15 protein-coding genes and 5 tRNA genes are annotated in these 16,704 nt (G+C 46.1%); 19 read left to right on the top strand and 1 reads right to left on the bottom strand.

Annotated elements, in window-relative coordinates; genetic code table 11:
- Window positions 1–111: 111 nt before the first annotated feature.
- From BM114_RS13375 to rpoC, 19 genes are all read left to right on the top strand, one after another.
- Entirely contained in the window at window positions 112–300 is a 189-nt protein-coding gene (locus BM114_RS13375; RefSeq protein WP_092114179.1) for a cupin domain-containing protein, read from the top strand.
- Window positions 301–396: 96 nt separating this feature from the next.
- Entirely contained in the window at window positions 397–867 is a 471-nt protein-coding gene (locus BM114_RS13370; protein WP_092114177.1) for an NTF2 fold immunity protein, read from the top strand.
- Window positions 868–1,088: 221 nt separating this feature from the next.
- Window positions 1,089–1,280, top strand: coding sequence for a 30S ribosomal protein S21 (gene rpsU, locus BM114_RS13365; protein ID WP_092114175.1), 192 nt, complete (start codon window positions 1,089–1,091; stop codon window positions 1,278–1,280).
- A gap of 84 nt (window positions 1,281–1,364) precedes the next feature.
- A complete protein-coding gene (locus BM114_RS13360; protein ID WP_092114173.1) occupies window positions 1,365–2,240 on the top strand; it encodes a tyrosine-type recombinase/integrase in 876 nt (291 codons plus the stop codon).
- A gap of 25 nt (window positions 2,241–2,265) precedes the next feature.
- Window positions 2,266–2,565, top strand: coding sequence for a ribosome hibernation-promoting factor, HPF/YfiA family (gene hpf, locus BM114_RS13355; RefSeq protein WP_092114171.1), 300 nt, complete (start codon window positions 2,266–2,268; stop codon window positions 2,563–2,565).
- Window positions 2,566–2,667: 102 nt separating this feature from the next.
- Window positions 2,668–2,741: transfer RNA gene (locus BM114_RS13350), tRNA-Thr, on the top strand.
- Between the two features lie 34 nt (window positions 2,742–2,775).
- A tRNA-Tyr gene (locus BM114_RS13345) sits at window positions 2,776–2,857 on the top strand.
- A gap of 16 nt (window positions 2,858–2,873) precedes the next feature.
- Window positions 2,874–2,946, top strand: a tRNA-Gly gene (locus BM114_RS13340).
- Window positions 2,947–2,956: 10 nt separating this feature from the next.
- Window positions 2,957–3,028 (top strand) — tRNA-Thr (locus BM114_RS13335).
- Between the two features lie 95 nt (window positions 3,029–3,123).
- A complete protein-coding gene (gene tuf, locus BM114_RS13330) occupies window positions 3,124–4,320 on the top strand; it encodes an elongation factor Tu (protein WP_092114169.1) in 1,197 nt (398 codons plus the stop codon).
- Between the two features lie 59 nt (window positions 4,321–4,379).
- A tRNA-Trp gene (locus tag BM114_RS13325) sits at window positions 4,380–4,455 on the top strand.
- Window positions 4,456–4,469: 14 nt separating this feature from the next.
- A complete protein-coding gene (gene secE / locus BM114_RS14760; RefSeq protein ID WP_092114167.1) occupies window positions 4,470–4,673 on the top strand; it encodes a preprotein translocase subunit SecE in 204 nt (67 codons plus the stop codon).
- 14 nt (window positions 4,674–4,687) lie between these two features.
- Window positions 4,688–5,233, top strand: coding sequence for a transcription termination/antitermination protein NusG (gene nusG / locus BM114_RS13315; protein ID WP_092114165.1), 546 nt, complete (start codon window positions 4,688–4,690; stop codon window positions 5,231–5,233).
- Window positions 5,234–5,332: 99 nt separating this feature from the next.
- The gene (gene rplK, locus BM114_RS13310) at window positions 5,333–5,773 is read left to right on the top strand and encodes a 50S ribosomal protein L11 (RefSeq protein WP_092114163.1); all 441 of its coding nucleotides are present in this window, start codon (window positions 5,333–5,335) and stop codon (window positions 5,771–5,773) included.
- Window positions 5,774–5,794: 21 nt separating this feature from the next.
- Window positions 5,795–6,487, top strand: a complete 693-nt coding sequence (gene rplA, locus BM114_RS13305) for a 50S ribosomal protein L1 (protein ID WP_092114161.1) — start codon at window positions 5,795–5,797, stop codon at window positions 6,485–6,487.
- A gap of 18 nt (window positions 6,488–6,505) precedes the next feature.
- Window positions 6,506–7,024 carry a 50S ribosomal protein L10 gene (gene rplJ / locus BM114_RS13300; RefSeq protein ID WP_092114159.1) on the top strand — a complete coding sequence of 173 codons (519 nt, stop codon included), beginning with the start codon at window positions 6,506–6,508 and terminating at the stop codon, window positions 7,022–7,024.
- Window positions 7,025–7,080: 56 nt separating this feature from the next.
- Window positions 7,081–7,461, top strand: a complete 381-nt coding sequence (rplL, locus tag BM114_RS13295) for a 50S ribosomal protein L7/L12 (protein WP_092114157.1) — start codon at window positions 7,081–7,083, stop codon at window positions 7,459–7,461.
- Between the two features lie 131 nt (window positions 7,462–7,592).
- Complete coding sequence (rpoB, locus tag BM114_RS13290) at window positions 7,593–11,405, top strand: DNA-directed RNA polymerase subunit beta (RefSeq protein WP_092114155.1); 3,813 nt, start codon at window positions 7,593–7,595, stop codon at window positions 11,403–11,405.
- Between the two features lie 30 nt (window positions 11,406–11,435).
- On the top strand, window positions 11,436–15,782 hold the full coding sequence (gene rpoC, locus BM114_RS13285; RefSeq protein ID WP_092114153.1) for a DNA-directed RNA polymerase subunit beta': 4,347 nt from the start codon (window positions 11,436–11,438) through the stop codon (window positions 15,780–15,782).
- Window positions 15,783–15,975: 193 nt separating this feature from the next.
- Here rpoC and BM114_RS13280 read toward each other — a convergent pair whose 3' ends face one another.
- Window positions 15,976–16,518 carry a hypothetical protein gene (locus BM114_RS13280; RefSeq protein WP_092114151.1) on the bottom strand — a complete coding sequence of 181 codons (543 nt, stop codon included), beginning with the start codon at window positions 16,516–16,518 and terminating at the stop codon, window positions 15,976–15,978.
- Window positions 16,519–16,704: the final 186 nt, after the last annotated feature.

The following is a 16,704-nucleotide window of genomic DNA, read 5'->3' as shown; positions in this document are numbered from 1 at the left end:
CGGCAGATTTGCAAGATTGAATATAATTGTCTAAATTTGTACAAGAGGTACAATAGGGGCGGCGGTTTTGCAATTCAAGCAAGCTCGATTGCACTTGCCGCATCACCCTGTTTGCCGAACAAAATCCTATTTCTGGATGGGGGCAAGATTACATATACCTATGATGTGGGAGGGCGGAAGTTGAGGACGGACTATTACATCAACCCGTTGCCGGATGTTGTTCCGCAAGTCAGCGGCGGCACGGGCACGGCCGGGAATGCCGACCTGCGGCATACCTGGACGGACTACTTACTAGGTTAAATACTAATACGGCAACATTTTTACAAATCAAAACTTTGTCAAGTGTTGAAAAACAAAAAAATATTCTAAAATTTTATATCATCAATATTAATTGTTATGAAACAAGTTTTATTAAATACTTTATTTGTGATAATTGGGATTATAATAGGTTTGTCGGTTGGTATCTTGATAATTTCTCCTCAAAGCCAGATATTGGAAGAGAAGCGGGATTTTATCTTCAAAGGCAATATTCCAGCAAGTTCCAAATTATATCGTGAGAAGCTTGATTCCTTGGCTAAAGCAGGAGAACTCGTATACGAGGGAAAAACCGATCCTTATAGTGTGTATAATAGAAAGGAGGGAGTGTTGCGTACCCCTGAAATGGCCTATAGTATTGCATATACCATTCTTTCTGATATATACGGTAAAGAGTTCATAGATAAGAAGAAACCATTGGAGATATATCTTATTGAGGGCAAATACTGGAGGATATCTGCTATGCATAAAGGCAAAGGCTTTGGTAATAGCGAACATGTCGTCCTAAAAAAGGATGACGGTCAAATTCAAACTATCTATGGAGAAAAATAATAATATAACTGTCATGTACAACGGCAAGGAGCTCGACCGCCAAAACGGTCCCCTTGTGTTTGTAGGTTGACTCCATAAATGATTTTTCTTCGGGCTGTTAGTTAAAATAATGAATGGAAAAGTTGGAAGTTTCAGAAATAAGATGTAACTTTGCAGCCGCAATTATGGCATCTTGTGCCGAAAAGCGTAAGTTTAACAGATAAAATATTAAAAAGCAAAACATGATTATTGTACCAGTAAAGGATGGTGAGAACATCGAAAGAGCTCTCAAGAAGTTCAAGAGAAAATTCGAAAAGACAGGTGTCGTCAAGGAGCTGCGTGCTCGTCAGCAGTATGACAAGCCTTCTGTTTTGAAGCGTCTCAAGATGGAACATGCCATCTATGTACAGAAGCTGCGTCAGGAGGAAGAGTAAAAACTTCCCCGAAAATTTGGTAGTTTGAATTAAATTCCGTATATTCGTTGCCGAAAGTACATCGTAAAGTAAGCAGCGTCGGATATGATAGAAGAATTTTTGAACTACTTGCAGTTTGGGAAAAATCGCTCGCGGCTGACGGTAAGGAGTTACGCCGACGACCTGAGAAGTTTCGAGGCGTACTTCAAAAATTTGGATGATCAGCTCTCTTGGGAGTCAATAGACTCTGATGTTATCCGAGACTGGATGGAGAGTATGATGGATAAAGGAAACAATGCTACTTCAATCAACAGAAGATTGAGTGCTTTGCGTTCCCTTTTCCGTTTTGCCCTTGCTCATAAGATGGTAGAGACTGATCCGTCGAGAATGGTGAAAGGGCCGAAAAGAGGGAAACCCTTGCCGCAGTTTCTCAAGGAATCGGAAATCGACCGCCTGGTTGATCAGGATTGGGGAGATACTTATAAAGAGGTTCGTGCGAGAACCCTTATATTGACTTTCTATTCTACAGGGATGCGTCTTGCGGAATTGATCGGACTGAACGACGATGCCGTGGACTTTGCCAATCATCAAGTTAAAGTGCTTGGCAAGCGCAACAAAGAGCGCATCGTACCATTCGGGATGGAACTGGAAAAGGCTTTGCTGGAATATATCCGGCTTCGCAATTGCGAAGTGGCGCGGCATTCGGAAGCCCTGTTTCTGACGGATAAAGGCGAGCGGATGAACCGCAATCAGGTGAGGTACGAGGTGAAAAAGAATCTTTCACGGGTATGCACCCTGAAAGAGCGTACCCCGCATGTGCTTCGCCACACTTTCGCGACGGCCATGCTGAACCACGATGCCGGGCTTGAGAGTGTGAAGAAGCTGCTCGGGCACGAGAGTCTGTCTACGACAGAGATTTATACTCACACAACATTCGAACAACTCAAGAAAGTTTATAAGAATGCCCATCCACGGGCTTAATCTTGTTTTTAAATAGGAGGTAACTATGGAGATTAAGATGAAGTCGATTCATTTCGACGCTACCGAGAGTTTACAGGCGTTTATCGAGAAGAAAGTCGCCAAGTTGGAAAAATCTTATGAGGATATACAAAAGGCGGAGGTGCAGTTGAAGGTGGTGAAACCTGCCACAGCATTGAACAAGCAGGCAAGCATCGAAGTTACTGTCCCGGGTTCTAAGCTCTATGTGGAAAAGACTTGTGATACATTTGAGGAGAGCGTGGACCAGTGTGTGGATTCTATGAGGGTCCAGCTTACTAAATTCAAGGAAAAAATGCGTAGCCGCTAAAAAAAACCGGAAAAAGTTTTGGAATTTAGAAAATAAGTCGTATCTTTGCAGCCGTTTTACAATATGTCCGAAATACAAGTCGCTCAGCGGCTGCAAAGAACTGCCTCTTTAGCTCAGTTGGCCAGAGCACGTGATTTGTAATCTCGGGGTCGTTGGTTCGAATCCGACAAGAGGCTCAGGAAATTCGGAGACGGCAAGTTATTGAAACACGGGTGGTTACCAGAGTGGCCAAATGGGGCAGACTGTAAATCTGCTGGCGATGCCTTCGGTGGTTCGAATCCATCACCACCCACTTCAGTAGGAGTTTTGCGGAAATAGCTCAGTTGATAGAGCACTAGCCTTCCAAGCTGGGGGTCGCGGGTTTGAGTCCCGTTTTCCGCTCTAACGGCATGCTGTAATAGCTCAGTGGTAGAGCACTTCCTTGGTAAGGAAGAGGTCCTGAGTTCAACTCTCAGTTACAGCTCTACTTCTTGTTCTATTTTATAGACTCGAAGAAAAACAAGATGAATTTGCAAGAGTTTGATTATTCATTGTATATAAATAATAAAATTAAAAGCTATGGCTAAAGAAGAATTCGTACGGACGAAACCGCATGTAAACATCGGTACAATTGGTCATGTTGACCACGGTAAGACCACTCTTACAGCTGCCATCTCAAAGACTCTTCACGATAGAGGGTTTGGTAGCGAGGATGTGAAGTCTTTCGATCAGATTGACAATGCTCCTGAGGAGAAAGAGCGTGGTATTACCATCAACTCTTCTCATATTGAGTATGAAACTGCAAATCGCCACTATGCGCATGTAGACTGCCCGGGACACGCTGACTATGTGAAGAATATGGTAACGGGTGCTGCCCAGATGGACGGTGCTATCTTGGTGGTTGCTGCAACTGACGGTCCTATGCCTCAGACTCGTGAGCATGTGTTGCTCGCTCGTCAGGTGAATGTGCCTCGTCTGGTAGTATTCCTGAATAAGTGCGATATGGTTGACGATGAGGAGATGCTCGAACTTGTTGAAATGGAAGTTCGTGAGATTCTCGAGCAGTATGGCTATGAGGAGGATACTCCAATCATTCGTGGTTCTGCTCTCGGTGCTCTGAATGGAGTTGAGAAGTGGAGCGATAAGGTAATAGAGTTGATGGATACGGTTGACACTTGGATTCTGGAGCCGACTCGTGAGATTGACAAGCCTTTCTTGATGCCTGTTGAGGATGTGTTCTCTATCACAGGTCGTGGTACAGTTGCTACAGGCCGTATTGAGACTGGTATCTGCAAAATCGGAGACGAGGTTCAGCTGCTCGGCCTTGGCGAGGACAAGAAGTCGGTTATCACCGGCGTTGAGATGTTCCGTAAGACTCTGCCTACTGGCGAGGCTGGCGACAATGTTGGTCTGCTTCTCCGTGGTATTGACAAGGATGAGATCAAGCGTGGTATGGTAGTCGTACACCCGGGAGCTATTACTCCTCATGATCACTTCAAGGCTTCCATCTATGTATTGAAGAAGGAAGAGGGTGGCCGTCATACTCCGTTCGGAAACAAGTATCGTCCACAATTCTACCTCCGCACAATGGACTGTACCGGTGAGATTAAATTGCCAGAAGGTGTTGAGATGGTTATGCCTGGTGATAATGTTGAGATTGAGGTTGAATTGATCTACAAGGTTGCCTTGAACGAGGGTCTGCGTTTCGCTATCCGTGAGGGTGGTCGCACCGTTGGTTCTGGTCAGATTACAGCAATCCTTGATGATATCAAGTAATTGAGTTCAATCAATATTATATGGAAAACTTCCGCTGCTGCGGTGGCGGAAGTTTATTTACGGGTTTAGCTCAGTTGGTAGAGCACTGGTCTCCAAAACCAGGTGTCGAGAGTTCGAGTCTTTCAACCCGTGCCAAAATAAAGGATGGTATGTTTAAGAAGATATTCAAGACGATAGTAGACAATATCAAGGCGAGTTACAATGAACTTGTCCACAAGACTACATGGCCAACCTACAAGCAGCTGACTCACAGCGCGGTAGTCGTGTTGTCCGCTTCCCTTGTCATCGCATTGATAGTGTTTGCCATGGACAGTGTGTTCAGAACTTTGATGACTGCGATCTATCCAAATTAATAACTAAGGGAAAGATGGCTGATATAGGAAAGAACTGGTATGTGCTTCGTGCTGTTAGTGGAAAAGAGGCTAAATTGAAGGAATACATTGAGGCCGAAATGAAACATAACACGCTGCTCAGCTCAAATGTTTTTCAGGTGTTGATACCTACAGAAAAACAGGCTTCTTTGCGTAATGGCAAACGAGTGGAGAAAGAAAAAATGCGCCTTCCGGGCTATGTCTTTATCGAAGCTCATCTTATAGGCGATGTCGCGCATACACTTCGCTTTATGCCTAATTGTTTGGGCTTCCTTGGAGGGCTCGACAATCCTTCACCAGTTCCGCAGGCGGATATCAACCGAATGCTCGGGGCTGCAGAAGAGGCAGAGTTGACGAATGAATATACTACTCCATTTGAGGTTGATGGGACTGTTAAGGTTGTAGACGGACCTTTTAGCGGCTTTAGTGGTGTAATCGAAGAGGTTAATACTGAGAAGCGTAAACTGAAAGTGATGGTAAAGATCTTCGGTCGCAAGACTCCTTTGGAGCTCGGTTTTATGCAAGTAGAAAAAGAAGGATAGCATGTAAATTGTTACGGCGTGTATATTCTTATATATAGTCGCAGGAGGCTTCCACTCTTACGGCTTATGAAAAATCAAATTAATTATTAACAAAGAAAAATGGCTAAAGAAGTTGCTGGATTAATCAAATTACAGATTAAAGGTGGCGCTGCGAATCCTTCCCCTCCAGTAGGACCTGCATTGGGTTCTAAGGGTATTAATATTATGGGATTCTGCAAAGAATTCAACGCCCGCACCCAGGATAAAGCAGGAAAAGTTCTCCCTGTTGTTATCACTTACTATACCGACAAGTCTTTCAGCTTCGTCATCAAGACTCCTCCTGCAGCAATTCAGCTGCTTGAGGCTGCCAAGGTAAAGACGGGGTCTGGTCAGCCTAACCGAAAGAAGGTTGCCTCAGTTACCTGGGAACAGGTAAGGGCAATCGCTGAGGATAAGATGCCAGATTTGAATTGCTTTACGGTAGAGAGTGCTATGCGTCTCATCGCCGGTACAGCAAGGAGTATGGGTATTACTGTAAAAGGGGACTTCCCTGGTAAATAATTTATAACTTCAATTTGGAAAATGAGTAAACTGACAAAAAATCAAAAATCAGTGGCTGATAAGGTTGAAGCAGGGAAGGCGTACACTCTGGAGGAGGCTTCAAAGTTGGTTAAAGATATTACTACGACCAAGTTTGATGCTTCTGTTGATATTGATGTACGCTTAGGAGTCGATCCTCGTAAGGCTAACCAGATGGTTCGTGGTGTGGTTTCATTACCCAATGGAACTGGCAAGGCTATAAGGGTTCTGGCTCTCTGTACTCCTGATCAGGAGGCCGCTGCTAAAGAAGCGGGTGCTGATTATGTTGGTCTTGACGAATATGTCGAAAAGATCAAAGGCGGATGGACAGATATTGATGTTATCATCACTATGCCGTCTTGTATGGGTAAGCTTGGCCCGTTGGGTCGAGTACTCGGACCTCGCGGTCTTATGCCAAACCCAAAGAGCGGTACAGTAACTATGGATGTTGCTAAAGCAGTTAAGGAAGTTAAGCAGGGTAAAATCGACTTCAAGGTTGATAAGGCTGGTATTATACATACTTCAATCGGGAAAATCAATATGACATCCGAGCAGATATTAGGTAATGCCAAAGAGTTTATCTCTGCGGTTATCAAACTGAAGCCTGCTGCTGCGAAAGGTACATATATCAAGAGTATCTTTATTTCTAGCACAATGAGTAAGGGTATTAAGGTTGATCCAAAATCAGTTGAATAACTCTAAAAGTTTTGTAAAATGAAAAAGGAAGTAAAAGATACTATTATTGCTGAACTTGGACAGAAACTGAAGGACTTCCCTCATTTTTATCTGGTAGATGTTACCGGTTTGAATGCAGGAGATACCAGCGCTCTCCGTCGCAATTGTTTCAAGAAGGGAATCAAGATGGTCGTTGTAAAGAATAATCTTCTTCACAAGGCTTTTGAGGCTTCTGATATTGATTTTGAACCTTTGTATACTGCACTGAAGGGTACTACTGCTGTGATGTTCACACAGACAGCAAATGTTCCTGCAAAGTTACTGAAGGATTATAAGAAAGCAGGTATTCCTGCCCTTAAGGCTGCTTATGCTGAGGAAAGCATCTTCATTGGTGCTGACAAACTCGACGAACTTGCAGCTCTCAAGAGTAAGAATGAACTTATTGCAGATGTTGTGGCGTTGCTGCAATCTCCGGCAAAGAATGTCGTTTCTGCTCTTCAGTCAGGCGCAAGCACTATCCATGGTGTGCTCAAGACTTTAGGCGAGCGTCCTGAATAACAAACATCAATAAAGTCAATAACATTAGTAAAAAATAAAATTAAATTTAGAATAAAATGGCAGATATTAAAGCTATTGCTGAGGAGTTGGTAAACCTCACAGTTAAGGAAGTTAATGAGTTGGCAACAGTCCTGAAGGACGAGTATGGTATTGAGCCTGCTGCTGCAGCTGTTGCTGTAGCTGCTGGTCCTGCTGCTGGCGGTGCAGCTGAGGCAGCTGAGGAGAAATCTTCTTTCGATGTAGTCCTCACTGAGGTTGGTGCTACTAAGCTCCAAGTTGTGAAGGCTGTAAAAGAGGCTTGCGGCCTTGGTTTGAAGGAAGCTAAGGATCTTGTAGACGGCGCTCCTGCAACAGTTAAGGAAGGTCTCTCTAAGGAAGAGGCTGAGAACTTGAAGAAGACTATCGAGGAAGCTGGTGCTAAGGTAGAGCTCAAGTAATACGGCTCTTATTACTCTAAAATACGGTTAGGATATGCCCGGTCGGTGTGTCCTAACCTTTTTGTGCTTTTCAAGGACCAAGGCCTTTACAAGCCGGCAAGGCTAAAAAACTGAATATTATAACTATATATATGGCTACAAAAATTGTTGATAACAGAGTAAATTTTGCCAGCGTGCATAATCCGTATCCATATCCGGATTTTCTCGATGTGCAGTTGAAGTCTTTCAAGGACTTCTTACAGTTGGATACTCCGCCTGAGGAACGCAAGAACGACGGGCTATATAGGGTGTTCGCAGAGAACTTCCCTATTACCGATACTCGTAATAATTTCGTTCTTGAGTTCTTGGATTACTATGTTGATCCTCCGCGCTATACAATTGACGAATGTCTTGAGCGTGGTCTGACATATAGCGTACCTTTGAAGGCCAGGATGAAACTCTACTGCACGGACCCCGACCATGAGGCTTTTGCACCTGTAACTCAAGATGTATTTTTGGGGACAATCCCGTATATGACTGAGAATGGAACCTTCATTATAAATGGGGCTGAGCGTGTAGTCGTTGCTCAGTTGCATCGTTCTCCGGGCGTGTTCTTCAGCAGTACATTGCATGCAAATGGCACTCCGCTTTACAGTGCTCGTATCATCCCGTTCAAGGGCTCATGGATAGAGTTCTCTATTGACATCAACAATGTGATGTATGCCTATATTGATCGTAAGAAGAAGTTGCCTATTACGACCTTGCTCCGTGCTATCGGTTATGAAAGCGACAAGGATATTCTTCAGATATTTGACCTTTGCGAAGAGGTGAAGGTAAACAAGAAAAACATGAAGGCTGCTATCGGTCGCAAGCTTGCCGCTCGTGTACTGAAGAGCTGGAATGAGGACTTTGTTGATGAGGATACAGGTGAGGTCGTTTCTATTGAGCGTAACGAAGTGATTCTCGATCGTGAGACAGAAATCACGGCTGAGAATGTTGAGGAAATTCTTGAGAGTGGGGCTTCGACCATCTTGCTTCACAAGGATCAGGAGGCTGCCCAGAAGTATTCCCTCATTTTCAATACTCTGCAGAAAGATCCTTCAAACTCAGAAAAGGAGGCCGTGCTCTATATCTATCGCCAGTTGCGCAATGCAGACCCTGCTGATGATGCCAGTGCTCGTGAGGTTTTCACCAATCTGTTCTTCTCTGATAAGCGTTATGATCTTGGTGAGGTTGGCCGTTATCGTATCAACAAGAAGCTGGGTCTGAATATCGATTCGGATATTCGCGTTCTGACCAAAGAAGATATTATAGAGATTATCAAATATCTGATTAATCTAATCAATTCCAATGCAGCACTTGATGATATTGACCACTTGAGTAATCGCCGTGTTCGTACGGTCGGTGAGCAGTTGGCAAATCAGTTCTCTATAGGTTTGGCTCGTGTAAGCCGCACCATTCGTGAGCGTATGAATGTACGCGACAATGAGGTGTTTACCCCGACAGATTTGATTAATGCCAAGACAATCTCCAGCGTAATCAATTCTTTCTTTGGGACAAATCCTCTTAGCCAGTTCATGGATCAGACTAATCCATTGGCGGAAGTTACGCATAAGCGCCGCCTTTCAGCTCTTGGTCCTGGCGGTCTTACTCGTGAGCGTGCTGGATTTGAGGTCCGTGATGTGCACTATACTCATTATGGGCGCCTTTGTCCGATAGAATCGCCTGAAGGTCCCAATATCGGTCTGATATCTTCGCTCTGTCTATACGCCAAGATTAATGACCTTGGTTTTATAGTAACCCCTTACCGTAAGATAGTAGATTCTGTCGTGGATATGGACAACGATCATGTTGTTTATCTTACTGCAGAGGAAGAGGAAGACAGGATCATCGGTCAGGGTAATGCCCCTCTCAATGCAGATGGAAGTTTCGTTCGTAAAATGGTTAAGTGCCGGCAGGATGCTGACTATCCGGTAGTACCACCTTCGCAGGTAGACTACATGGATGTCTCTCCACAACAGATAGCTTCTCTGTCTGCTGGCCTGATTCCTTTCTTGGAACATGATGACGGACACCGTGCTTTGATGGGATGTAACATGATGCGCCAGGCAGTTCCCTTGCTCCATAACGATGCACCTATCGTGGGTACGGGCTTGGAGAAAAAGGCCTGCGAGGATTCACGCACGATGATAATCGCTGAAGGTGATGGTGTAATAGAATATGTCGATGCAACTACAATTCGCATTCTCTATGACCGTACAGAGGAGGAAGAGTTCGTAAGTTTCGAGCCTGCCTTGAAAGAATATAGAATCCCTAAGTTCCGTCGGACAAATCAGAATATGACCATCGACCTTCGTCCTATCTGCGACAAAGGTCAGCGTGTTAAGAAGGGTGATATCCTGACAGAAGGGTATGCTACTGAAAACGGAGAACTTGCATTGGGGCGTAACCTTCTTGTCGCTTATATCCCTTGGAAGGGTTATAACTACGAGGACGCCGTTGTAATTTCGGAGCGCATGGTTCGCGAGGATGTGTTAACCTCCGTGCATGTTGACGAATATTCTCTTGATGTTCGTGAGACTAAGCGCGGCTATGAGGAATTTACATCCGATATCCCCAATGTGTCAGAAGAAGCAACGAAGGATCTTGACGATAATGGTATCATCCGTGTGGGCGCTCGTGTAGAGCCGGGCGATATTCTGATTGGCAAGATATCTCCTAAGGGAGAGAGCGATCCTTCTCCAGAAGAGAAACTGCTCCGTGCGATTTTCGGCGATAAGGCCGGCGATGTAAAGGATTCTTCGTTAAAGGCTAATCCTTCGCTGAGCGGTGTCATCATAGACAAGAAGTTGTTCTCCCGGTCTATTAAGACTCGTGAGTCGAAGAAGCAAGACAAGGTTCTTTTGGCCAAGATCGACGAGGAATATGAGGCAAAGGTAGACGATTTGAAGGATATTCTTATCGACAAGTTGCTTGAGCTTACCAAAGGCTTGAAATCACAGGGTATTAAGGATTATACTGGCGCAGAGATTATTACGAAAGGTAGCAATTTCACGGTTGCAGCCTTGAAGAATATTGAATACGACGGTATAGAGAGTAATAACTGGACGAATGACGAGCATAAGAACAGGCTCATCTCCAATCTTATCATGAATTATATGCGCAAGTATAAGCAGATGGATGCCGAGTTGAAGCGTCGCAAGTTTGCTATTACGATTGGCGACGAGCTTCCTTCGGGAGTGCTTCAGATGGCCAAGGTCTATGTTGCGAAGAAGCGTAAGATTCAGGTGGGAGATAAGCTTGCCGGTCGTCATGGTAATAAGGGTATTGTCTCTAAGGTTGTCCGTATGGAGGACATGCCATTCCTTGAGGATGGCCGTCCGGTAGACTTGGTACTCAACCCGATGGGTGTGCCTTCCCGTATGAACCTTGGCCAGATATTCGAGGCCATCCTCGGTGCTGCGGGTAAGAAACTCGGCGTTAAGTTCGCAACTCCAATCTTTGATGGTGCCAAGCTTGCTGATCTTCAGAAATGGACTGACAAGGCGGGACTGCCACGCTTATGCTCTACTCATATATATGATGGTGAGACAGGCGAGATGTTTGACCAGCCTGCAACAATTGGCATAACCTACTTCTTGAAACTCGGTCATATGGTTGAGGACAAGATGCATGCTCGCTCCATTGGTCCTTATAGTTTGATTACCCAGCAGCCTCTTGGAGGTAAGGCTCAGTTTGGAGGTCAGCGTTTCGGAGAGATGGAGGTTTGGGCACTTGAAGGTTTCGGTGCCGCCCATGTACTTCAGGAGATTCTGACAATCAAGAGTGATGATGTTGTCGGTCGTTCGAAGGCTTATGAGGCCATCGTTAAGGGCGATCCTCTCCCAACTCCGGGTATCCCGGAGTCGCTCAATGTGCTTCTTCACGAACTTCGTGGCCTAGGATTAAGCGTGAAACTTGATTAAACGAGAACCCTTTTAACAAATATAAGAAACATGGCTTTCAAAAAAGATACAAAGGTAAAGAATAATTTTACGAAGATTACCATCGGACTGGCTTCTCCTGAAGAAATCCTGGAAAATTCGTATGGTGAGGTTACCAAGCCTGAGACGATCAACTATCGTACATATAAGCCGGAGCGCGACGGTCTCTTCTGCGAGCGCATCTTTGGTCCGACCAAGGACTATGAGTGTGCCTGCGGCAAATACAAGCGTATCCGCTACAAGGGTATTGTCTGCGATCGTTGCGGTGTGGAAGTTACCGAGAAAAAAGTGCGTCGTGAGCGTTCGGGCCATATAGAGCTCGTTGTTCCGGTGGCCCATATCTGGTATTTCCGTTCACTGCCGAATAAGATAGGCTATCTGCTGGGAATCCCCACGAAGAAGCTTGATTCAGTTATCTATTATGAGAAGTATATTGTTATCAAGCCTGGTAAACTTGAGGGCGTTCTTGATGCGGAAGGTGTAGAGATCAATGGTTCTCACAAATATGACCTCCTCTCAGAGGATGAGTATCTTGACATTGTCGATAACCGCCTCGATCCTAACAACGACCTCTTGGACGATGCTGACCCTAATAAGTTCGTTGCCAAGATGGGTGCCGAAGCTGTTCAGAATCTTCTCGCAGAACTTAGCATAGAAGATGAGAATGGTCAGACAGGTCTCGATAAAATATCTTATGAGTTGCGCGATCGGGCCAACAACGACTCTTCCGCGCAGCGTAAGACCGACGCCTTGAAGCGCTTGCAGGTTGTCGAGGCTTTCCGTGGATCAAAGAATATCAACAGGCCGGAGTGGATGATCATGAAGATTATTCCTGTAACTCCACCAGAGCTTCGCCCGTTGATTCCGTTGGATGGAGGCCGTTTTGCAACATCCGACTTGAACGATCTTTATCGTCGTGTAATTATCCGTAACAATCGCCTGAAGAGATTGGTGGAAATCAAGGCTCCTGAGGTTATTCTCCGCAATGAGAAGCGCATGCTGCAGGAGGCTGTCGACTCTTTGTTCGACAACTCCCGCAAGGCAAGTGCCGTGAAGAGCGAGAGCAATCGCCCCTTGAAGTCTCTTTCTGATTCCCTGAAAGGTAAGCAGGGGCGCTTCCGTCAGAACTTGCTTGGTAAGCGTGTTGACTATTCGGCTCGTTCCGTAATCGTTGTCGGTCCTGAGTTGAAGATGGGTGAGTGTGGCTTGCCTAAGTTGATGGCTGCAGAGCTCTACAAGCCCTTCATTATCCGCAAGCTCATTGAGCGGGGCATCGTAAAGACCGTGAAGAGTGCCAAGAAGATTGTGGATCGCCGCGAGCCGGTAATCTGGGATATCTTGGAGAATGTGATGAAAGGACACCCTGTGCTCCTGAACCGTGCCCCTACGCTTCACAGACTTGGTATTCAGGCATTCCAGCCGAAGATGATAGAAGGCAAGGCCATTCAGCTTCATCCGTTGGCTTGTACCGCTTTCAATGCCGACTTCGACGGCGACCAGATGGCTGTCCACCTCCCATTGAGTAACGAGGCCGTCCTTGAGGCTCAGGTGTTGATGCTTCAGAGCCATAACATTCTCAATCCTGCCAATGGTGCCCCGATTACCGTTCCCTCTCAGGACATGGTACTGGGATTGTATTATATCACGAAGATACGCCCGGGAGCAAAGGGTGAAGGACTGACATTCTATGGTCCGGAGGAGGCTTTTGTTGCAAACAATGAAGGCCGTTGCGACCTGCATGCACAGGTAAAGGTCATGGTCGACGATGTCGTCGATGGCAAGCCTGTCCGTCATTTGGTGGAAACCTCGGTAGGCAGAGTGATTGTCAATCAGATTATACCTGTAGAGGTAGGCTACTTCAATGATGTGATTTCCAAGAAGACGCTGCGTAGCATCATTGCCAGTGCCATTAAGGCTGTAGGTATGGCTCGCGCCTGTGAATTCCTGGATGGCATCAAGAATCTGGGTTATCACATGTCCTATGTGGCAGGTCTTTCTTTCAACCTTGACGACATCATCATCCCGAAGGAAAAGGTTTCCATCGTGGAGAAGGGTAATAAGGAAGTGGAGGAAATCACCAACAACTATAATATGGGTTTCATCACCGATACCGAGCGTTATAATCAGGTTATCGATGCATGGACTCATGTCAACAACGAGCTTGGCGATGTCTTGATGAAGGAGATGACGGAGGCCGACCAGGGATTCAATGCCGTCTTTATGATGCTGGATTCCGGTGCCCGTGGTTCCAAGGACCAGATCAAGCAGCTCTCCGGTATGCGCGGTTTGATGGCCAAGCCTCAGAAGGCGGGTGCCGACAGTCGTGGTACGATTGAGAATCCTATCCTTTCCAATTTCAAGGAAGGCATGTCCGTGCTGGAGTACTTCATCTCCTCTCACGGTGCGCGTAAGGGTCTTGCCGATACGGCCATGAAGACTGCCGATGCAGGTTATCTGACCCGTCGTCTTGTAGATGTCAGCCACGATGTGATTATTACGGAAGATGACTGTGGTACATTGCGTGGCCTTGAGTGCCGTGCGCTTAAGAATGGCGATGAAGTCATAGCCACTCTTGGCGAGCGTATTCTGGGTCGTGTGTCAGTCCATGACATATTGGATCCTACGACTGGTGAGCTCATTTGTTCTGCCGGCGAGCAGATCACGGAAGATGCCGTCGCAAAGATAGAGGCCACTCCTATTGAGATGGTTGAGATTCGTTCCGTGCTCACTTGTGAGAGCAAGAAGGGTGTTTGTGCTAAGTGCTATGGCCGTAACCTTGCCACTGCCCGTATGGTACAGAAGGGTGAGGCCGTGGGTGTCATTGCGGCACAGGCCATTGGTGAGCCTGGTACACAGCTTACCCTGCGCACCTTCCACGCCGGCGGTGTGGCTGGTGGAGCGGCAGCGAATGCGTCTATCAGGGCGAAGAACGATTCTAAGATTGAGTTCGACGAGCTTCGTACCGTTGACTTCAAGGATGAGGAAGGCAAGGATTGCAAGATGGTGGTAAGCCGATTGGCCGAAATCCGTTTTGTGGATCCTAATACTAATATTTCATTGAGTACGCTGAATGTGCCTTATGGAAGTTCACTCTACTTTGCTCATGGAGATACGGTTAAGAAAGGCGACCTCATCGCCAAGTGGGATCCGTTCAATGCCGTCATTGTAAGTGAGTATGCTGGTACGCTGAAGTTCCACGATGTTGTCGAGGGCTCGACCTATAAGGCCGAGACCGACGAAACTACGGGTCTGACGGAGCGCATCGTCGTAGAGCCCAAGGAACGCAACCTCGTGCCTTCATGCGATGTCATCGATAAGAATGGCAATATCGTTGCAACTTATAACTTCCCGATCGGAGGACACATTGCGGTTGAGGATGGCGAGACCATCGTAACTGGTAAGACCCTTGTCAAGATTCCTCGTAATGTGGCAAGTGCTGGTGATATTACCGGTGGCCTTCCACGCGTACAGGAGCTTCTCGAGGCTCGTAACCCGTCTAATCCGGCAGTCGTGTCCGAAATTGACGGAGAGGTGAGCATGGGTAAGATTAAGCGTGGTAGCCGTGAGATTATCGTTACTTCCAAAACTGGCGACCAGAAGAAGTATCTTGTCAGCTTGAATCGTCAGATTCTCGTGCAGGAGCATGATGCCGTCCGTGCGGGCACTCCGCTTTCCGATGGTGTCGTAACTCCCGATGATATCCTTGCCATCCAAGGTCCTACTGCCGTGCAGGAGTACATTGTGAATGAGGTTCAGGATGTCTATCGCCTTCAGGGTGTGAAGATCAACGACAAGCACTTCGAGATTATCGTGCGCCAGATGATGCGCAAGGTGCAGATTAACGATCCGGGCGATACTACCTTCCTCGAGCAAGAACTTGTTGACAAGCTTGACTTTGCCGACGAGAACGACCGCATCTGGGGTAAGAAAGTCGTAGTGGATGCCGGCGATTCTGATATTATGCGAAAGGGACAGATCGTAACGGTGCGTAAGTTGCGCGATGAGAACTCAAGTCTGAAGCGCCGCGACCTTCATCTTGTCCAGGTGCGTGATGCCGTTCAGGCTACCGCCACACAGGTGCTTCAGGGTATTACCCGTGCGGCTCTCGGTACGAAGAGCTTCATGAGTGCCGCCTCATTCCAGGAAACAACCAAGGTGTTGAACGAGGCTGCCATTCGTGGCAAGGTGGATGCGCTGGAGGGTATGAAGGAGAATGTCATCTGCGGCCATCTGATTCCGGCCGGCACAGGACAGCGTTCTTTCGATAAACTCATCGTGGGTAGCCGTGAGGACTACGAGCGTATGGAGGCCAATCGCAAGAACATACTCGACTTTGCAGATAATGTCGTAGCTGAATAGGTTGAGAGTCTGTCTATAACAAAGGCCGCAAGCATTCATTTGCTTGCGGCCTTTGATTTTTCAATACATTATAGTCATGCCATCTTTCATAAAAGCCGTTTCCTCTGTATATTGCCTTTCCTGTGCCAGGGTGAGACTTGCCGGCAACAGGGATGCTATCAGGAATAAAATAATTCGCCTCAACATACACTATTTAAGGTTCGCCAAAAAAGTAGTTGGTGTATATGACCTTGTGCCTTTTGATTTTAAAATCTTTAAAACTTATATAACAAGAAAGTTCAGTAAAATCATCTAACTCATTAGTAAACCAAAAGTCGTATTCAAATTCCAACTTCTTACAAGCCTTTTCTATGGCATTCATCTCTTCGTTGGTCAATAGTGCATCCAAGACCTTTGTCCCTTGCTCATATCTGAAAGATACATAGGCCAGATACTTTTCGATACCATTAAAGTGTAAGTTTATCCGCAAGCCATAAGGTTGGAGTTCACGAAACCGTTCTTTGGAGAGCGTAGACAAGAGTATGGGTATCAAGAAGTCTGATACCGGACGACCGTGTATTCGTACATAGCCTTCAGAATAGCTTCGCGGTTTTAGTTTGAAGGAAGCCTCGCTGCGATATTTTCCCAGCTCACTTTTTACATACATAGGGGCTTTGAATGCCGTAGTTTCCTGTGCCAAGGCAAGACCTGCCGGCAACAGGGATGCTATCAGGAATAAAATAATTCGTTTCAACATCCTACTTGTTTTTGGGCCTGTCGTAATGTTGTTTATGGTATATGGCCTTGTTTTTCTTAAACGAGAATGTAAAGTAAACTGTGTCAGGCACCAATAAAAAAGTAGTTTAACACGTTTATTTTAAGATGGCAAACGAAGAAATAGATTACAAGTTGGCAGCCGAGCAATTACGTACAGGCAAGCCTT

It is taken from the genome of Prevotella sp. KH2C16 (assembly GCF_900113305.1).
GTDB lineage: Bacteria > Bacteroidota > Bacteroidia > Bacteroidales > Bacteroidaceae > Prevotella.
The sequence above is the reverse complement of the archived record's forward strand: the minus strand, read 5'-3'. Positions and strand labels throughout refer to the sequence as shown.